Origin of the sequence: Actinoplanes couchii (genome assembly GCF_016862075.1) — a bacterium.
In the GTDB taxonomy this organism is placed as follows: domain Bacteria; phylum Actinomycetota; class Actinomycetes; order Mycobacteriales; family Micromonosporaceae; genus Actinoplanes; species Actinoplanes couchii.
The window spans coordinates 84778-100583 of the sequence record NZ_BOMG01000086.1; the positions used below are offsets into that span (position 1 = coordinate 84778).

14 protein-coding genes are annotated in these 15806 nt (G+C 70.3%); 10 read left to right on the forward strand and 4 right to left on the reverse strand.

The features are described 5' to 3' along the window. Nucleotides 1-11 precede the first annotated feature (11 nt). On the reverse strand, nt 12-515 hold the full coding sequence (locus Aco03nite_RS34705; RefSeq protein WP_203803099.1) for a GNAT family N-acetyltransferase: 504 nt from the start codon (nt 513-515) through the stop codon (nt 12-14). A 56-nt stretch (nt 516-571) separates the two neighbouring features. Between Aco03nite_RS34705 and Aco03nite_RS34710 the strand changes: the two genes are divergently transcribed. From Aco03nite_RS34710 to Aco03nite_RS34735, 6 genes are all read left to right on the forward strand, one after another. Next, entirely contained in the window at nt 572-1462 is an 891-nt protein-coding gene (locus Aco03nite_RS34710; protein ID WP_203803101.1) for a fructosamine kinase family protein, read from the forward strand. 35 nt (nt 1463-1497) lie between these two features. Continuing rightward, nucleotides 1498-2511 (forward strand): GTP 3',8-cyclase MoaA, encoded by a 1014-nt coding sequence (gene moaA, locus Aco03nite_RS34715; protein WP_203803103.1) that lies wholly within the window; start codon nt 1498-1500, stop codon nt 2509-2511. Continuing rightward, on the forward strand, nt 2508-2759 hold the full coding sequence (locus tag Aco03nite_RS34720) for a MoaD/ThiS family protein (protein ID WP_203803106.1): 252 nt from the start codon (nt 2508-2510) through the stop codon (nt 2757-2759). The genes moaA and Aco03nite_RS34720 overlap by 4 nt, the downstream gene beginning before the upstream one ends. A 1039-nt stretch (nt 2760-3798) precedes the next feature. Further along, nucleotides 3799-4356 (forward strand): DUF6939 family protein, encoded by a 558-nt coding sequence (locus Aco03nite_RS34725; RefSeq protein WP_373872654.1) that lies wholly within the window; start codon nt 3799-3801, stop codon nt 4354-4356. A gap of 431 nt (nt 4357-4787) precedes the next feature. Then, a complete protein-coding gene (locus Aco03nite_RS34730) occupies nt 4788-6152 on the forward strand; it encodes a metallophosphoesterase (protein ID WP_373872657.1) in 1365 nt (454 codons plus the stop codon). A gap of 65 nt (nt 6153-6217) precedes the next feature. Then, nucleotides 6218-9346 carry a UvrD-helicase domain-containing protein gene (locus tag Aco03nite_RS34735; RefSeq protein WP_203803114.1) on the forward strand — a complete coding sequence of 1043 codons (3129 nt, stop codon included), beginning with the start codon at nt 6218-6220 and terminating at the stop codon, nt 9344-9346. Here Aco03nite_RS34735 and Aco03nite_RS53385 read toward each other — a convergent pair. Then, nucleotides 9333-10001, reverse strand: a complete 669-nt coding sequence (locus Aco03nite_RS53385; RefSeq protein ID WP_239145700.1) for a prepilin peptidase — start codon at nt 9999-10001, stop codon at nt 9333-9335. The two genes, Aco03nite_RS34735 and Aco03nite_RS53385, sit on opposite strands and share 14 nt — an antisense overlap. Nucleotides 10002-10077: 76 nt before the next feature. Here Aco03nite_RS53385 and Aco03nite_RS34745 point away from each other — a divergent pair, with 76 nt between their 5' ends. The 4 genes from Aco03nite_RS34745 to Aco03nite_RS34760 all read left to right on the forward strand — a co-directional run bounded on the left by Aco03nite_RS34745 (nt 10078) and on the right by Aco03nite_RS34760 (nt 13937). After that, the gene (locus Aco03nite_RS34745; protein WP_203803116.1) at nt 10078-10683 is read left to right on the forward strand and encodes an LppU/SCO3897 family protein; all 606 of its coding nucleotides are present in this window, start codon (nt 10078-10080) and stop codon (nt 10681-10683) included. A gap of 91 nt (nt 10684-10774) precedes the next feature. Further along, on the forward strand, nt 10775-11980 hold the full coding sequence (locus Aco03nite_RS34750; protein WP_203803119.1) for an ATP-binding protein: 1206 nt from the start codon (nt 10775-10777) through the stop codon (nt 11978-11980). A 27-nt stretch (nt 11981-12007) separates the two neighbouring features. Continuing rightward, on the forward strand, nt 12008-12517 hold the full coding sequence (locus Aco03nite_RS34755; protein WP_203803121.1) for a DoxX family protein: 510 nt from the start codon (nt 12008-12010) through the stop codon (nt 12515-12517). 85 nt (nt 12518-12602) lie between these two features. Then, nucleotides 12603-13937 carry a glycosyltransferase 87 family protein gene (locus Aco03nite_RS34760; protein ID WP_203803138.1) on the forward strand — a complete coding sequence of 445 codons (1335 nt, stop codon included), beginning with the start codon at nt 12603-12605 and terminating at the stop codon, nt 13935-13937. A gap of 153 nt (nt 13938-14090) precedes the next feature. Here Aco03nite_RS34760 and Aco03nite_RS34765 read toward each other — a convergent pair whose 3' ends face one another. Both Aco03nite_RS34765 and Aco03nite_RS34770 read right to left on the reverse strand, forming a co-directional pair. Beyond that, the gene (locus tag Aco03nite_RS34765) at nt 14091-14507 is read right to left on the reverse strand and encodes a molybdenum cofactor biosynthesis protein MoaE (RefSeq protein ID WP_373872658.1); all 417 of its coding nucleotides are present in this window, start codon (nt 14505-14507) and stop codon (nt 14091-14093) included. A gap of 71 nt (nt 14508-14578) precedes the next feature. After that, a complete protein-coding gene (locus Aco03nite_RS34770; RefSeq protein ID WP_203803140.1) occupies nt 14579-15802 on the reverse strand; it encodes a molybdopterin molybdotransferase MoeA in 1224 nt (407 codons plus the stop codon). Nucleotides 15803-15806: the final 4 nt, after the last annotated feature.

Here is a 15806-nt window from a genome sequence, read left to right on the forward strand (position 1 = left end):
GATCCGTTGTCCTACGAACGGAACGGCAGCTCGTGGAGTTGCAGGCCCTCCTGGTGACGGGCGTGGGTGTGCCGTTCCAGGTCCATGGTCAACTCGATCGACGAGACGACGTCGTAGCCGGCCGCGTGCAGACTGCGGATCGCGTCCACGTTGCGGGACTCCGGCGAGATGGTCAGCGCCGTCATGCTGCGGTGCTTCGCCTCGGCGGCGACGTGGTGCAGAAGCTTGCGGCCGACACCCTTGTGCCGGTGCGAGATGGTCACGACGACCGGATCGACCTCGCCGGCCCGGTCCCGCATGATCAGCCCGACCATCCCGATCACCCCGTCGTCGGCGTGGTCGGCCACCCAGAGACCGGACAGGTCGAGGCGGGTCAGGTACTCCTCGAAACCCGCTCCGCCGTCGTCGCGGTGTTCCCCGTACATCTCGTTGTGCTGCCGGTTGAGCTCCGCCCAGAGGCGGCGGCCCGCGGAGTGATCACTCGGCCGGTACGAGCGCACAACGACAGGGGTCATGTCGTCATCTTGCCTCGGAATGGAGACGTACGTCACGGGAAGTGCAAGATAGCCGGGTGGACCTGGCGTACCTGCGCACGCACCCGCAGCACCTACCGACATTTCTCACCCACCAGCGGATTCGGGAGACCCCGGTCGGCGGGAGTGGGGTGTGTTCGGTCAGCCGGCTGACGCTCGACGACGGATCGTCGCTGTTCGCGAAGACCTGGCCGGACGGGGACGCGCCGGAGGGCATGTTCGCGACCGAGGCCGCCGGGCTCGGATGGCTTCGGTCGGCGGGAGGGGTAGCCGTACCGGAGGTGATTGTCGCTCTTCCCGAAATGCTCGCGATGGAATGGATCGAGCCGGGCGAACCGACACGACGGGCCGCCGAGCGGTTCGGGCGGGAGCTGGCCGAGACACATCGCGCCGGGGCCGACCGGTTCGGGCTCGACCGGGACGGCTACATCGGCCCGCTCCCGCTGGACAATTCGCCGGTCGACGGCGGCTGGGGCGCCTGGTTCGCCGCCCGGCGGCTGGCGCCCTACCTGGAGATGTCCGCCGGTCGCGGTGCGCTCTCCGGCTCCGACGTCGCGGTGGTCCAGGAGATCATCACTGCCATTTCCCGGTACGGGGGTGACGAAGCGCCCGCACGAATCCACGGGGACCTGTGGCCGGGGAATCTGCTCTGGGGCGCCGATGATCGGGCGTGGCTGGTGGATCCGGCGGCACACGGCGGGCACCGGGAGACCGACCTGGCGACACTCGCGCTGTTCGGCGGCGTACCGCATCTGGATCTGATCCTCGCCTCGTATCAGGAGACGTGGCCGCTCGCCGACGGCTGGCGTGATCGGGTGCCGCTGCACCAGCTGCATCTCCTGCTCGTGCACACCGCCGCGTTCGGTGGCGGATACCGGGCGGGGGTACGAGCTGCGGCCGATGCGTTATCCACAGGCCGCTTCGCGTAGCGGCAGTTGGTCTTGAAAGCGGCTAGATTCGATGGGTGCCCAATGTCCCGCTGCTCGATCGCTTCGGTCGGGTCGCCACTGATCTCCGTGTCTCGCTGACGGATCGATGCAACCTGCGCTGCACCTATTGCATGCCCGCCGAGGGGCTGGCCTGGATGCCGCAGCCGCAGCAGCTCACCGACGACGAGGTGATCCGGCTCGTCCGGATCGCGGTGGAGTGGCTCGGCGTGACCGAGGTGCGGTTCACCGGTGGTGAGCCGCTGATCCGGCGTGGTCTGGTCGGCATCGTCGCGGCGGCGGCCGCGCTCGCGCCCCGGCCGAAACTGTCGGTCACCACGAATGGGATCGGGCTGGACCGGACGGCGGTGGCGCTACGGGATGCCGGGCTGGACCGGGTCAACGTCTCACTCGACACGCTCGACCCGGCCCGGTTCCACCAGCTGACGCTGCGCGACCGGCACGCCGACGTGCTCTCCGGCCTGCGCGCCGCGGCGGCGGCCGGGCTCACGCCTGTGAAGATCAATACGGTGCTGATGCGCGGGGTCAACGACGACGAGGCTCCGGCGCTGCTGCGGTTCGCGCTGGACAACGGTTATCAACTGCGGTTCATCGAGCAGATGCCGCTCGACGCCCAGCACCAGTGGGACCGGCACGAGATGGTCACCGCCGAGGAGATCCTGGCGGCGCTCGAGCCGTTCGGGCTCCAGCCCGACGATGTTTCACGTGGAACAGCGCCGGCTGAGACGTGGTTGGTGCCCGGTTATCAGGATGCGGCCGGCGAGCCCGCCCGGGTCGGTGTCATCGCCAGTGTGACCAGGCCGTTCTGCGGCGACTGCGACCGGACCAGGCTTACCGCCGACGGTCAGGTGCGGAACTGCCTGTTCTCCACCACCGAGAGCGACCTGCGCAAACTGCTCCGCGACGGGGCACCCGACTCGAAGATCGCGGAGGCGTGGCGGGTCGCCATGTGGGGCAAGCTGGCCGGCCACGGCATCGACGACCCGAAGTTCCTCCAGCCCGCCCGCCCCATGTCCGCAATCGGAGGATGAGCGCGATGCTGACGGTGCGCTACTTCGCGGGGGCCCGTGCGGCCGCCGACGGCACGTCCAGCGAGCCGGCGACGGCCGGCAACCTCGACGAGCTGATCCAGCTCCTGACCGACCGTCACGGGGAGCGGCTGGCCCTGGTCCTGAAGGCGGCCAGCTTCCTGGTCGACGGCTTGACCTGCCACGACCGCACAGCCCCACTGCCGACGGGCGCCACCATCGACGTGCTCCCACCCTTCGCCGGCGGCTGACCTCCACCAGCGGCTGCCCTCCACCGGCGGTTGCTTCACCGGCGGCTGCTTTCACCGGGTCGCCGGCCTTCGGCGTTCGACCTTCGGCGTTCGGCGTTCGGCGTTCGGCTCCCCATCCTGGCTCCCGGCTCCCGGTCCTGGCTCCCCGGCTTCCTGTGCTGGTTTCCGGCTCCAAGCCCGAGGCGAGTGGCACCCTGCACTGTGGCGATGGGCCTTGAGCTCCCTTGTCCTCCGGGCTCCCTGTCCTCCGGACTCCCGGCCCTTGGGCTCCATGCGCTCGGCATCCTGCCCTCGGCAGTCGGCCCTTCACTGGCCAGCTGCCCCCACGGCCGGTCCTGGTTCCAACCGCCCACACGGCCAGTTCGCGACCGACCTCACGACCACTTCCGATCCTCGGCCGTTCTCAAGACTCGATTCCAACCTCCGGGCGCCCTCCTTCCTCCGCTGTTCGCCCTCCGCCTCTCGTCAGCGTGCCCGGCCTCCGCGTGCCCGAGGCCGACGTGCCCGGATCTGGTCGTCCCGGGATGCGGGTGAGATCCAGCGCCTTGCCCTACCACGGAACGGAACCGGGCCGAATGTCCCAAAATAGGCAGGCCAGAGCAGGCCATCTCGGACCAGCGCGGACCAGGCGACCATCGCCCCGCTCTCGGGTCTCTTCAGAGCCTTGGAGATCGCGACCGGCACGGACCGTCGCGAATCTTTGCGAACTGGCGAATACCAGCGCGGACCGGCGTGAAAGTGGGCGAACCGCGCTAACAGCCGAAGACCAGCGTGGACCAATGCGGACCGGCGTGAACGTGGGCAGATCAGTGCGGACCGGTGCGGAACGGTGCGGACCGGTGCGGACCGGTGCGGACCGGCATATGGATTCAAACAAGGGCAGGAGAGGCAGGACGGGGCTGGGCAGGGGTGCAGGCGGGGCTGGTGGGGCTGGACGGGGGAACGGGCCTGAGCTTGGCGGGTGGGGTGAGGTGGCTGGTGGTGCGGTTTTGTCGTACCCCTCGGGCAGCACTGCGGGAGAGGTCTGGGGGAGGTCTTGATGGGGGTTGTTCATGTTGCTAGTCGGCGGCGGCGGCCTGAGTCGGTTCGGGGGGCGTTTCCGGGGGCCACCGTTGTTGACGTGACTTCTCGTGGGCGGGAGCCTTGGGTTCGGTTTAGCCCTTTTTATCCCCACGGTGGGATTCCTGTGCCGTTTTCGCCTGGGGTGTCTGCCGCCTCGGTGGAAGGGGTTTGGCAGGCGCTCAAAGTCTTTGAGAAGGGTGATGTTGACGCTGGGAAACTTGGCGTCACGTCGATGATCGGGATCAAGCGGACGGTTCGGCGGTTCGGGGCGGTTCTTGGGCATCGGGCTGGGCTGCAGGGCACGACCCTGCTGGACTACGTTGCTGCCCGGCGGCAGATCTATCTGCCCACCTATCGGTGGGTGCTGGAGCATCGGGTTTCCGATCTTGTGGAGACGCTCCGGGCTGAGGAGAACCTGGTGCTGCTCGACTACACCGCCAACGGGGATCCGGAGGACACCTCTACTCCGCTGTCGCACGCTGCGCTGCTTGCGCTTCACCTGACCGGCCGTTGGCCTGGCATACCGGTGCTGTGACCGGGCTGAGAGAGGCGGCTGCCTGCCGGGCCGGGGGTTCCGGATGGTCGGGGACACTTGGTCGGGCAAGCTGTGACGTCAGCAAGCTCTGAAGTCGGCAAGCCGCGGCATCAGCAAGCTGTGAAGTCAGCAAGCTGGTTGCCAAGGTGTGACGTCAGTGAGCTGTGACGTCCACGAGGCATGGCGTCGGCGCGCTGTGACGTCGGTGAACTAAAGAGTCGGTGAACTACGGCGTCGGTGGATCCAGCACTGGTGAACTTCGGCGCTGGTGAACTTCGGCGTTGGTGGATCCAGCGTTGGTGAACTTCGGCGTTGGTGGATCCGGTGTTGGTGGACTGGGAGTGGGGCTCGGTTACGGTGTGGCCGGTCTGGGGAGGGCTGGGTAGTTGGTGTTCATCGTGGTGGTTCTGTTTGTTGTCGGTCTGATCCACCTGTATCTGTGGAAGCGCCTCGTCCGTGACCCGCTGCGGCCTGGGGTCGGCCGTCGGGTCGGGACCACCGTTGTCCTGCTGCTCGCCGCGCTGGTTCCGTTGACGCTGATTGGTGTTCGGAACGGGTACTTCAAATGGCTCTCCTGGCCCGGCTATCTCTGGATCGCCGTGATGTTCTACCTGCTGGTGACTCTGGCGGTGATGGAGATCCCGCGCCTGCTGGTGGACCGGCTGTGGGTCCGCGACAGGAAGCCGGCCGGAAAAGCCGCCGAAACCAAGGGCGCCGACACAACGGCAACCGCCGGAACAACAGCCAGCGCAACAACAACCGCCGGAACAGCAACCAGCGGAACAGCAGCCGGCGGAACAACGGCCAGCGAAACAACATCCGGCGAGGCAGCAGCCCGCGAAACGGCAACCGGCGAAACAGCGACCAGCAGAACAGCGACCAGCGGAGTGCCGGCTGCCAAGGACGACGGTGTGAGTGCGAGCGCGATCGCCACCATCGAGGACACGACCGGGGGAACGGACGAGCCGGACAAAGGGCTGGAACGGCGACTGCTGCTGTCCCGTGGCGCGGCGATCTTCGCCGGTCTGACGGCGGCCGGCATCACCGGCTACGGCGTGAAGACCGCTACCGGAATGCCGCAGATCGACCGGTTCCAGATGCCGATGGCGAAACTGCCCAGGAGCATGGACGGCACCCGCCTGGCGGTCGTCTCGGACATTCACATCGGCCCGCTGACCGGCGTGAATCACGCCCAGCGGATCGTCCAGGTGATCAACTCGGTGAACGCGGACCTGGTCTGCGTCGTCGGTGACCTGGTCGACGGCAGTGTGGCCGAGCTGGGCCGGTTCGCTGCCCCGCTCCAGGACATCCAGTCCCGGCACGGTGCGTTCTTCGTGACCGGCAACCACGAGTACTACTCGGGCGCCGAGGAGTGGATCCAGGAGGTGGATCGCCTGGGGATCCGGCCGCTGCGCAACGAGCGGGTCGCGATCGAGGGTCTGGACCTGGCCGGGGTCAACGACCTGACCGGCGCCCAGCAGGGTGACGCCGCCGACTACGCTCGCGCGCTGGGTGACCGGGACACCGCCCGGCCGGTGGTGCTGATGGCCCATCAGCCGGTGGCCGCGCGGGATGCCGCGCCCTACGGGGTGGACTTGCAGGTCTCCGGTCACACGCACGGTGGTCAGATGGCGCCGTTCAACATGCTCGTGAAGTTGCAGCAGCCGGTAGTCTCCGGCTTCGGGGAGGTGGACGGCGTGCCGGTTTATGTGACCAACGGTGCGGGTTTCTGGGGTCCGCCGGTTCGGGTAGGAGCGCCCCCGCAGGTCACCGTCATCGAATTGCGTGTGGCGTAACCCATCAAGATCGGTAAGTGTGTTTGAGCGTGGCGAAGCTTGGCGAGACCGACGGTCGTGACAGGATGCGGGGCGTGGAGGTCAGCACGGATACATATGTCGCGGACCTGCACATTCATTCTCGCTTCTCGCGAGCCTGCAGCCGCGACCTGACGCTGCCCAACCTGGCGTGGTGGGCCCGGCGCAAGGGCATCGCCCTGCTCGGCACGGGTGACTTCACCCACCCGGCGTGGTTCGAGCATCTGAAGGAGAGCCTGGAGCCGGCCGAGCCGGGCCTGTTCCGGCTGGCCGACGAGAAACCGGTGACAAAACGGCTGCCGGGTTCGCTGAGCGCGAGCACGCCGGCCCGCTTCATGCTGAGCGTGGAGATCTCGACGATCTACAAGCGGGACGACAAGACCCGCAAGGTCCACCACCTGTTGTACGCGCCGGACTTCGCGACCGTCGAGAAGATCAACACGGCGCTGGGCCGGATCGGCAACCTGACCGCGGACGGACGGCCGATCCTGGGGCTGGACTCGCGGAACCTCCTGGAGATCACCCTGGAGGCGGGCGGTTACCTGATCCCGGCGCACATCTGGACGCCGTGGTTCTCCGCGCTCGGTTCCAAGTCGGGTTTCGACGCGATCGCCGACTGCTACGCCGACCTGGCCGAGCACGTGACGGCGGTGGAGACCGGTCTCTCCTCCGACCCGGAGATGAACTGGCGGGTCTCCAGCCTGGACCGGTACCGCCTGGTCTCGAACTCGGACGCGCACTCCCCGGCCGCCCTGGCCCGTGAGGCGACCCTGTTCACCGGCACCCCGGACTACTTCGCGGTGAAGGACGGCATCGGCCTGGCCGGCACGCTGGAGTTCTTCCCGGAGGAGGGCAAGTACCACGCCGACGGCCACCGGGCCTGCGGGGTGAACTGGGAGCCGGCGAAGACGCGTGCCGCGCACGGCAAGTGCCCGGAGTGCGGTCGCGGACTGACCGTGGGGGTGCTGAGCCGGGTCGAGGATCTGGCCGACCGCCCGCTCGGTTTCCACAGGGACGACCACGTCGAGCACCTGATCCAGCTGCACGAGATCATCGGCGAGATCAACGGTGTCGGCCCGAAGTCGAAGACGGTCGAGTCGCAGCTCAACCATCTGGTCGCCACGCTCGGCTCGGAGCTGGACATCCTGCGCAAGGTGCCGGTCGACGAGATCGGCAAGGCGGGCGGCGACGAACTCCGCGAGGCGATCACCCGGCTGCGGCGCGGCGACGTGCGGCGGGTGCCGGGCTACGACGGCGAGTACGGCGTGATCACCCTGTTCGACCCGGGTGAGCTGCGGAACCGCAACAGCGCCCCGCAGGTGGAGACCCTCTTCGACGTACCCGCGGAAAAACCGAGGCCGAAGGCCGAGCCGGTGAAGGAGAAGCCGAAGGCCAAACCGGCGGTGAAAGCCAAGGCGAAACCGGCACCACCGCCGCTGGCCGCGCCGCCGAGCCCGCACGAGCCGTTCGAGCCGATGCTGGCCGGGATGGAAGAGGTCGGTACCGGGCTGCTGGACCGTCTCGACGCGATGCAGCGGGTGGCCGCGTCCGCGCCGGGTGGCCCGCTGCTGATCGTCGCCGGCCCGGGTACGGGTAAGACCCGCACGCTGACCCACCGGATGGCGTACCTCTGTGCCGAGTTGGGTGTCTTCCCGGAGCGCTGTCTGGCGATCACGTTCACCCGGCGGGCCGCCGCAGAGCTGAAGGAGCGTCTGGAGGCGCTGCTCGGGGACGTGGCCGAGGACATCACCGTGGGCACCTTCCACTCGCTGGGCCTGATCGTGCTGAAGGAGAACGCGAAGGCGGCCGGGCTGGGTTCGGGCTGGCGGATCGCCGACGACCAGGAGCGGATCCAGGCGCGGGAGCAGGCCGGCGAGGACGATGCCGCGTACCGCAAGCTGCTGCGCCAGCAGGATCTGGTGGACCTGGACGACCTGATCAGCGTGCCGGTGGAGCTGCTGCGCAACGATCCGGCGCTGGTCGAGAAGTACCGCCGCCGCTGGCAGTGGATCTTCGTGGACGAGTACCAGGACGTCGACGAGCTGCAGTACGAGCTGCTGCGCCTGCTGAGCCCGCCGGACGGCAACCTGTGCGCGATCGGCGACCCGGACCAGGCGATCTACTCGTTCCGTGGTGCCGACGTGCAGTACTTCCTGCGGTTCAACGCCGACTTCGTGGACGCCCGCCTGGTCCGGCTGACCCGCAACTACCGCTCGTCCGCGCCGATCCTGGCCGCCGCGGTGCAGGCGATCGCCCCGTCGACGCTGGTCAGCGGGCGGCGGCTGGATCCGGCCCGGCTCGATCCGGAGGCGGCTCTGGTGGGCCGTTATCCGGCGCGGAGCGTCGCGGACGAGGCTGACTTCGTCCTCCGTTCCATCGATGAGCTTGTCGGGGGTTTGTCGCACCGATCGCTGGACTCGGGCCGGGTCGACTCCCGCAACGCGCCGGTGGGCAATCTGTCGTTCTCCGACATCGCCGTGCTCTATCGCACCGACGCCCAGTCCGGGCCGATCGTCGACGCGCTGTCCCGGGCCGGTGTGCCGGTGCAGAAGCGTTCGCACAACCGGCTGCGGGACCGGGCCGGTGTCCCGGAGATCACCCGGGAGCTGCGGCATCCGGGCGCGTCCGGTCCGCTGGCGGCCCGGCTCCGGTCGGCCGCTCAGTTGCTGGCGCAGCGGTACGCGACGCCGACGCTGGACGGCGACCAGCTCGTGCCCGAGGACATCTGGTCCGCGGTGGAGCTGATGATGCCGCTGGCCGAGCGGGTCGGTGACGATCTGGCGATGTTCCTGCAGCAGCTGGCGACGGGTGCCGAGGTGGACTCGCTGGACCCGCGGGCGGAGGCGGTCAACCTGCTGACGCTGCACGCCGCGAAGGGCCTGGAGTTCCCGGTGGTGTTCCTGGTCGGCTGCGAGGACGGCCTGCTGCCGCTGCGCTGGCCGGGTTCGGCGCCGTCGGAGGAGGAGATCGCCGAGGAGCGCCGGTTGTTCTTCGTCGGCCTGACCCGTGCGCAGGACCGCCTCTACGTGAGTCACGCGGCGAAGCGGTTCCGGCACGGCAAGGAGCGCGAGCAGAGCCCGACGCCGTTCCTCGATGTGATCGATTCCGGACTTTTTGAGCGGCTGGGCGAGGCGGCCCCGACCCGGCCGAAGGATCGTCAGCTCAGGCTGCTGTGACACCCACCCAGAAGCCGAACAGGAGCGCCGGCCCGAACGGGATCGGCCTCCCCCGGCGGGTGACCAGCAACCAGGCGGCGATCGCGCCGTTGAGCAGGTGGGCGGTGCCGAAACCGACGGCCACCGCCGGCCAGCCCGCGAATCCGAGCAGGAACGCCAGTGTCGCTCCGAGTTTCACGTCGCCGAGGCCGAGTCCGCGCCCGGGCAGCAGGGCGATCACCAGGTAACCGGCGCCCACCAGCAGCCCGGCGGCCAGTGCCGGGACGATCCGGCCGGGCAGGAGCAGGGCGAGCGGGATGCCGCCGATGAGGGTGAGCGCACCGACGATCCGGTCGGGCAGGCGCAGGCAGCGCAGGTCGATCATCACCAGGAGCAGGCCGGGTACGGCGGCGAGCAGGTGCACCGGCAGTTGCGGGACCGGCCCGAGCACGGCCGCCAGCAGACCCGCGAGCAGCGCGAGGACGATGGCGGGCCGATATCCGGGTCCGGTGTGGACCCAGCCGGCGGCGCCCGGTAGGAAGGGGCGCCCGCAGTCGTCGCACGCCGCGCGGGGCGGTGCTCCGAAGGGGACGGTCAGCCGGTACGCGATCCGGGGCAGGAACGCGCCGGCCGCCGCACCGAAGAGCATTGACAAGATCACCAGGTGTGACGACACGAACGTGAAAGGTAGCCGATTGCCCGCCGCACGCTACGGTGGCAGGCAGCGTAGACCGCTTCTGGAGGGACCCCCGATGTCGCAGAACGGGCCGTACCCTGCTCAGCCGTGGCAGCAGGGCGGCAGCCCCGAGGAGTCCTACTCGGAGGCGGCCGACCCCTGGGTCGGTCAGGACCCCTCCTGGATACCCCACCAGCAGCAGTACGCGGCCGCGCCACAACCGCCACCGGCACCGCTGCGGGAGAACCGGCAGCGGCCCCGGCGCGGGTTCGCGATGGGCGCCACGGTCGCGGTGCTGAGTGTGCTGATCGGTGGCGGGCTGGCGACCGCGGCCTGGTTCGTGCTGGGCGGCGAGAAGGAGCCGGAGCAGACGCCGGTGGTCGCGGTCACGGCTCCGGCGGTGCACGTGCCGCGGCCGCAGACCAGCGAGGACGCGCGGTTCGCGGCGAAGGGCCAGTGCGTCCGCAACGAGGGTACGAACAACGAGCCCGAGCTGCGGATCGTGGAGTGCACGGCGCACACGTACGAGATCCTGAAACGTATCGACGGCCGCACCACCGGCGAGAAGGACGCGGTCGGCAAATGCGCGAAGGTCCCGAAGTACACCAAGTGGTACTACTACGACACCGAGTACGACGACGTGGATTTTGTCCTGTGCCTGCGCGAGTATGAACCTGTCTAGCGGTATCTAGCTGATTCCGTAGAGTGCTCAAGACGGAGTTATCGAGCGAACTCTAGCGCTGACGCTAGATTGCCCGATACGGTGCTACGTCATGGATCCGGTCCGGAACCCGTACGCCCCCGGCGCCGGTCAGCGCCCACCCGAGCTGGCCGGGCGCAACCGTGAGCTGGACGCCTTCGACATCGTCCTGGAACGTGTCGCCCGCGGCCGTCCCGAGCGCAGTCTGGTCCTGACCGGCCTGCGCGGTGTCGGCAAGACGGTGCTGCTCAACACCCTGCGGTCGGCGGCGATCGGCCGGCTCTGGGGCACCGGCAAGATCGAGGCCCGGCCGGACCAGTCGCTGCGCCGCCCGGTCTCCGGTGCCCTGCACATGGCGATCCGCGAGCTGGCCCCGCACCATCGCGACCCGGACCGGGTGGACGAGGTGCTCGGCGTGCTGAAGGCGTTCGCGCTGCGGGCCAACAGCGAGACCGCGAAGCTGCGCGACCGGTGGGCGCCGGGCATCGACGTACCGCCGGCCCGTGGTCGTGCCGACTCCGGCGACATCGAGATCGACCTGGTGGAGCTGTTCACCGACGCGGCGTCGCTGGCCACCGACGTGGGCACCGGGATCGCCCTGTTCATCGACGAGATGCAGGACCTGAGCGCCACCGACGTCTCCGCCCTGTGCGCCGCCTGCCACGAGTTGTCGCAGCTCGGAGCACCGCTGATCGTGGTCGGCGCCGGTCTGCCGCACCTGCCCGCCGTGCTGTCGGCGGCCAAGTCGTATTCCGAGCGACTTTTCCGGTACGCCCGGATCGACCGCCTGGACCGGGACGCCGCCGATCTCGCGCTCGGGGTGCCGGCCGAGCGCGAGGGGGTGGATTACGACCAGGAGGCCCTGGATCTGCTGTACGAGAAATCGGGCGGGTATCCGTACTTCGTCCAGGCGTACGGCAAGGCGACCTGGGATCACGCGCCTCAATCGCCAATCACCGCCGACGACGTCCGGGTGGCCGCGCCGGAGGCCGAGGGCGAGCTGGCGGTCGGATTCTTCGGCTCCCGCTTCGAACGGGCCACCCCGGCCGAACGGGAGTACATGCGGGCCATGGCGGCGCTCTCCGACGACCCCGGCAACGACATGGACGCCGCGGTGCCGACCTCGGACATCGCGACCTCCCTGGGCCGCAAGCCGGCCAGCCTGTCGCCGGCCCGGGACGCCCTGATCAAAAAGGGACTCATCTACTCGGGCGAGCGCGGGACCGTGGCGTTCACCGTCCCGCACTTCGGCCGCTACCTCCGAACCCAGCCGGTGTGATCGCCGGAAAGCGGGTATAACCAGGGCATGAGGCCCGTACGCACCGTTGCCCGCGCCCTACTCGGATCGATCTTCGTGCTCGACGGCATCCGCGCCCTGACCAGCCCGGAGAAGCGCGCCGAGGCGGCCCGTCCGCTCGCCGACCGGATCCGGCCGACGCTGGAGCGGGCCGATCCGCGCCTGCCCACCGATCCGGTCACCCTGGTCCGGGTGAAAGCCGTCGCCGACGTGGTGGCCGGCCTGGCCCTGGCCACCGGGCGGTTCACCAGGCCGTCCGCCGCGGTCCTCGCCGCCGGGCTGGTGCCGCACACACTGTCCGATCGGGGCAACCGCGACGAGATGCTGCGCGACCTCGGGCTGCTCGGCGGGCTGCTGCTCGCGGCGGCCGACACCGAGGGCCGTCCCGGACTGCGTTACCGCACGTCACACGCGGTGCAGCGGAGTCGCCGGTCGGCGCGGCGGACACTGCGTACCGCCCGTCGGGAGGCTCGGATCGCAGCCGTCTCGGCGGTCACTGCGCGTAAATTGCCCGGCTAACAACCTTCTTGCGGCCTTTGCGTTAAAGCGGACGAGGGGCCACCGTCCCCTCCTCGCGCTACGCCCGGGGCAGGGGGTCACGGCCATGCCGGCGAACAAGAAGGCGTACATCGCCGGCTGGACAGCACTATCGGTCCTGGTCATCACCCTTTCCCTGCGGCAGTACGAATTGAGCGCCCTCGCCGTAGACCTCCAGGCGGTACGGAGCTGGCTGGACGGGCACGGGCTCTACACCTACCGCGACCCCGGCACCCAGACCGGCGTCGCCCTGCCACCCGCGCTGGCCCTGCTGCTGACCCCGCTCACCCTGCTGCCGCTGCCGGTCGCCGGCTGGCTGCTGGGGCTCGCCGGAGTCACCGCCGTCCTGCTCGTCACCGTCATCGTCGCCGGACCGGTGGCCCGCCGGCACGGACGGCGCCGTGCCCCGTTCGTACTGGCAATCGGCCTTGGTGCTCTTCTCGCCGAACCGGTCCGTGCCGCCATCGGGCTCGGCCGTACCGACCTGCTGGTCCTCGCCCTGATCGTCGCCGACCTGGTCGCGCTCCGCCGCGCCGCCCGCATCCGGCATCGCGTCCTGGCCCGGCGGCACCCGATCTCCCGGGCCCTGGCCCGACGGCATCCGAGCGCCCGCCGCCGGTCACGTCTGATCCCGCCGCGCAGGTCCGGCGCGTTCTGTCGCGCCTGGGCCGGAGGTGCCTGGGCCGGCGCCGGCATCGGCGTGGCCACCGCGCTCAACGCCACCGGGCTGCTGTTCGTGATCTACCTGGTGATCACCCGGCAGCGACGGGCCGCCGCCACCGCCCTCGCCACCGCCGCGGCGATGGTCCTGGCCGCCCTGGCGATCGCCCCCACCGGGACCACCACCTGGTACGGCACCACGATGTGGGCCCTCGACCGCCCCGCCCCGATCAGCGACCCCGGCAACCAGTCGCTGGCCGGCGTGATGGCCCGGCTCTACGGATTCCCCGCCCCACCGGTGCTGGTGTGGTTCTCGTTCGGCATCCTGCTGCTGGCCGTGGGCCTGATCCGGGCCCGCTCCGCGCACGCCGAAGGCGACGAGCCGGCCGCCTTCACCCTGGTCGGCCTGACCATCGCGGTGACCGCCCCGGCCAGCACCGCCGCCGAGATCCTGTGGACGCTGCCCGCCGTCCTGATCCTGGCCGACACCGGGTTACGCCGTCGCCGCAGCATCCGCCTGCCCCGGGCCGCACGCCTGGCCGGCACGTGGTTCCTGGTCGCGGCGTCCTTCGCCTACCTGACCGTGGTGTTCACCCCGGCATGGTCGCTGACCTGGAACATCCCGGCCCTGACCATCATCCTGCTGCTGAACATCCTGCCGTCCCGGCACGCCTCGCCCCCACTACCCACAACCCACCCCACCCGCCGACGGGCCGCGATTCCACTACCGCGTGGCGGCTAGGTCCTGTGTGGCAGACCTCGTGGGAGCGAGGCGAGGTCCAGGTGGTGGCTGGTGTCAGCCGGACAAAGGTCGCCTACCGGTGTCATATGTGGCCTTTGTCCGGATACCGTCAGGCGCCACCTGGGCCACGCCGTAGCCCCTGGTTTCCGTTGGTCAGGGGCAGTTGACCCACTCCTCGGTGCCGTCCAGGAAGACCTGGCGCTTCCAGATCGGGAGGCGGGCCTTGGCCTCGTCGACCAGGCGGGCGCACACCTCGAACGCGGCCGCCCGGTGGGCGGTGCTCACCGAGGCGACCAGGGCCACGTCGCCGATCTTCAGGGTGCCGACGCGGTGCGAGACCGCCACCGCGTAGACCGCCGGGTCCGCGGCGATCTCCTCGGCCACCTCGCGCAGGATCGTGGCCGCGGTGGGATGCCCCTCGTACTCCAGGAGGGTCACGCCACGACCGTGGTCGTGATCCCGGACCACGCCCTGGAACGAGACCACGGCGCCGGCCCGCGGGTCGGCCACCGCAGCCTCGTGAGCGGCCAGATCCAGCGCCTCGTCGACCACGTCGACGAGCGTCACGATGCCGGAACCGGCGGCGGGCGCGGGCCCGGTGGGCGGGGTGGTGTGGGTCGGGGTGGTGTGGGTCGGGGTGGTCACGGGCGCTCCCCGGGAGTCAGTGGCAGGGGCAGGAAGGGAACCGGGTCGCCGGCCGCGGTCCGGGTGCCGGGGCGGACCACGGCGAAACCGTGCGCGTTGGCCAGACCGCGCAGCATCGCGGAGCCGACATGACCCACCGGCGTCGCGGTACGCCCGGTGGGATCCAGCGCGGCCAGCGCCAGGTGGGTGAACCCGCCCCGGCCGGCCACCGCGGAACCGGCGGTGACCGTCGGCAGGGCGGGCAGCGGGCGGCCCTGGAGACCGGCCAGCAGCGGAGCGACCAGCGTGACCAGGGCTATCACCGCGGACTGCGGGTTGCCGGGCAGGCCGGCCAGGAAGCGGGGCCGACCGTCGGGGCCGGGCACCCGGGCCAGCAGCATCGGGAAGCCGGGGCGGACCGCGACCGTGTTGACCAGATACGTCGCTCCCAGCTCGGCGAGCGCCGGGTGCAGGTGATCGACCGGGCCGTTCATCGTGCCGCCGGTGGTGCAGATCAGGTCGGCGGAGTCCAGGGCGGACCGGATCGCGTCCAGGTGTGCGGTGAGCGTGTCCTTGACCGGGCCGGTCACCGAGCCGACCGTCGCGCCGTAGCGGCGCAGCCAGGACGGAACCTGCGGGCCGAGCGAGTCACGCACCCGCCCGGCACCGGGGGTGCCCGACGTGAGCAGCTCGTCGCCGAAGACCAGCAGCGCCGCGCGGGGCGCCGGGTGGACCGGCAGCGTCTCGTAACCGCAGGTCGCGGCGACCCCGATGATCGCCGGGTCGATCGGCGTGCCGGCCGGGAAGAGCTCCTCGCCGCGTTTCGCCTCCTCGCCGGGGAGGCGGCCGTCGGGAACCGGGCCGTTCCTCGGCTCGCCGGAGACCCGGCCGTCGGCGCCGGTTGTCGAATCCTCGATCCGGACGAGGGCGGTGGCGTGCTCCGGCACCATCGCGCCGGTGGCGATCTCCACGCACGTGCCGTCCTCGGTCAGCGGCTCGGGAGCGCCGCCGGCCAGCACCCGGCCGACCGGACGCCACGGCCCGTCGCCGCGCACGGCCCAGCCGTCGATGCTCGAAGTCGGGAAGGCGGGCAGGTCGGTGAGGGTGCGCAGGGGCTCCGCGAGGGTGCGGCCGTCGGCCTCACCCAGCGGGATCCTCTCCACGCCGGCCACCGCCGCCAGGCCCGCCTCATAGGCGAGCGTGCGCGCCAATTCCCAGTCCACAGGGGTCGACTCGGTCACCGCG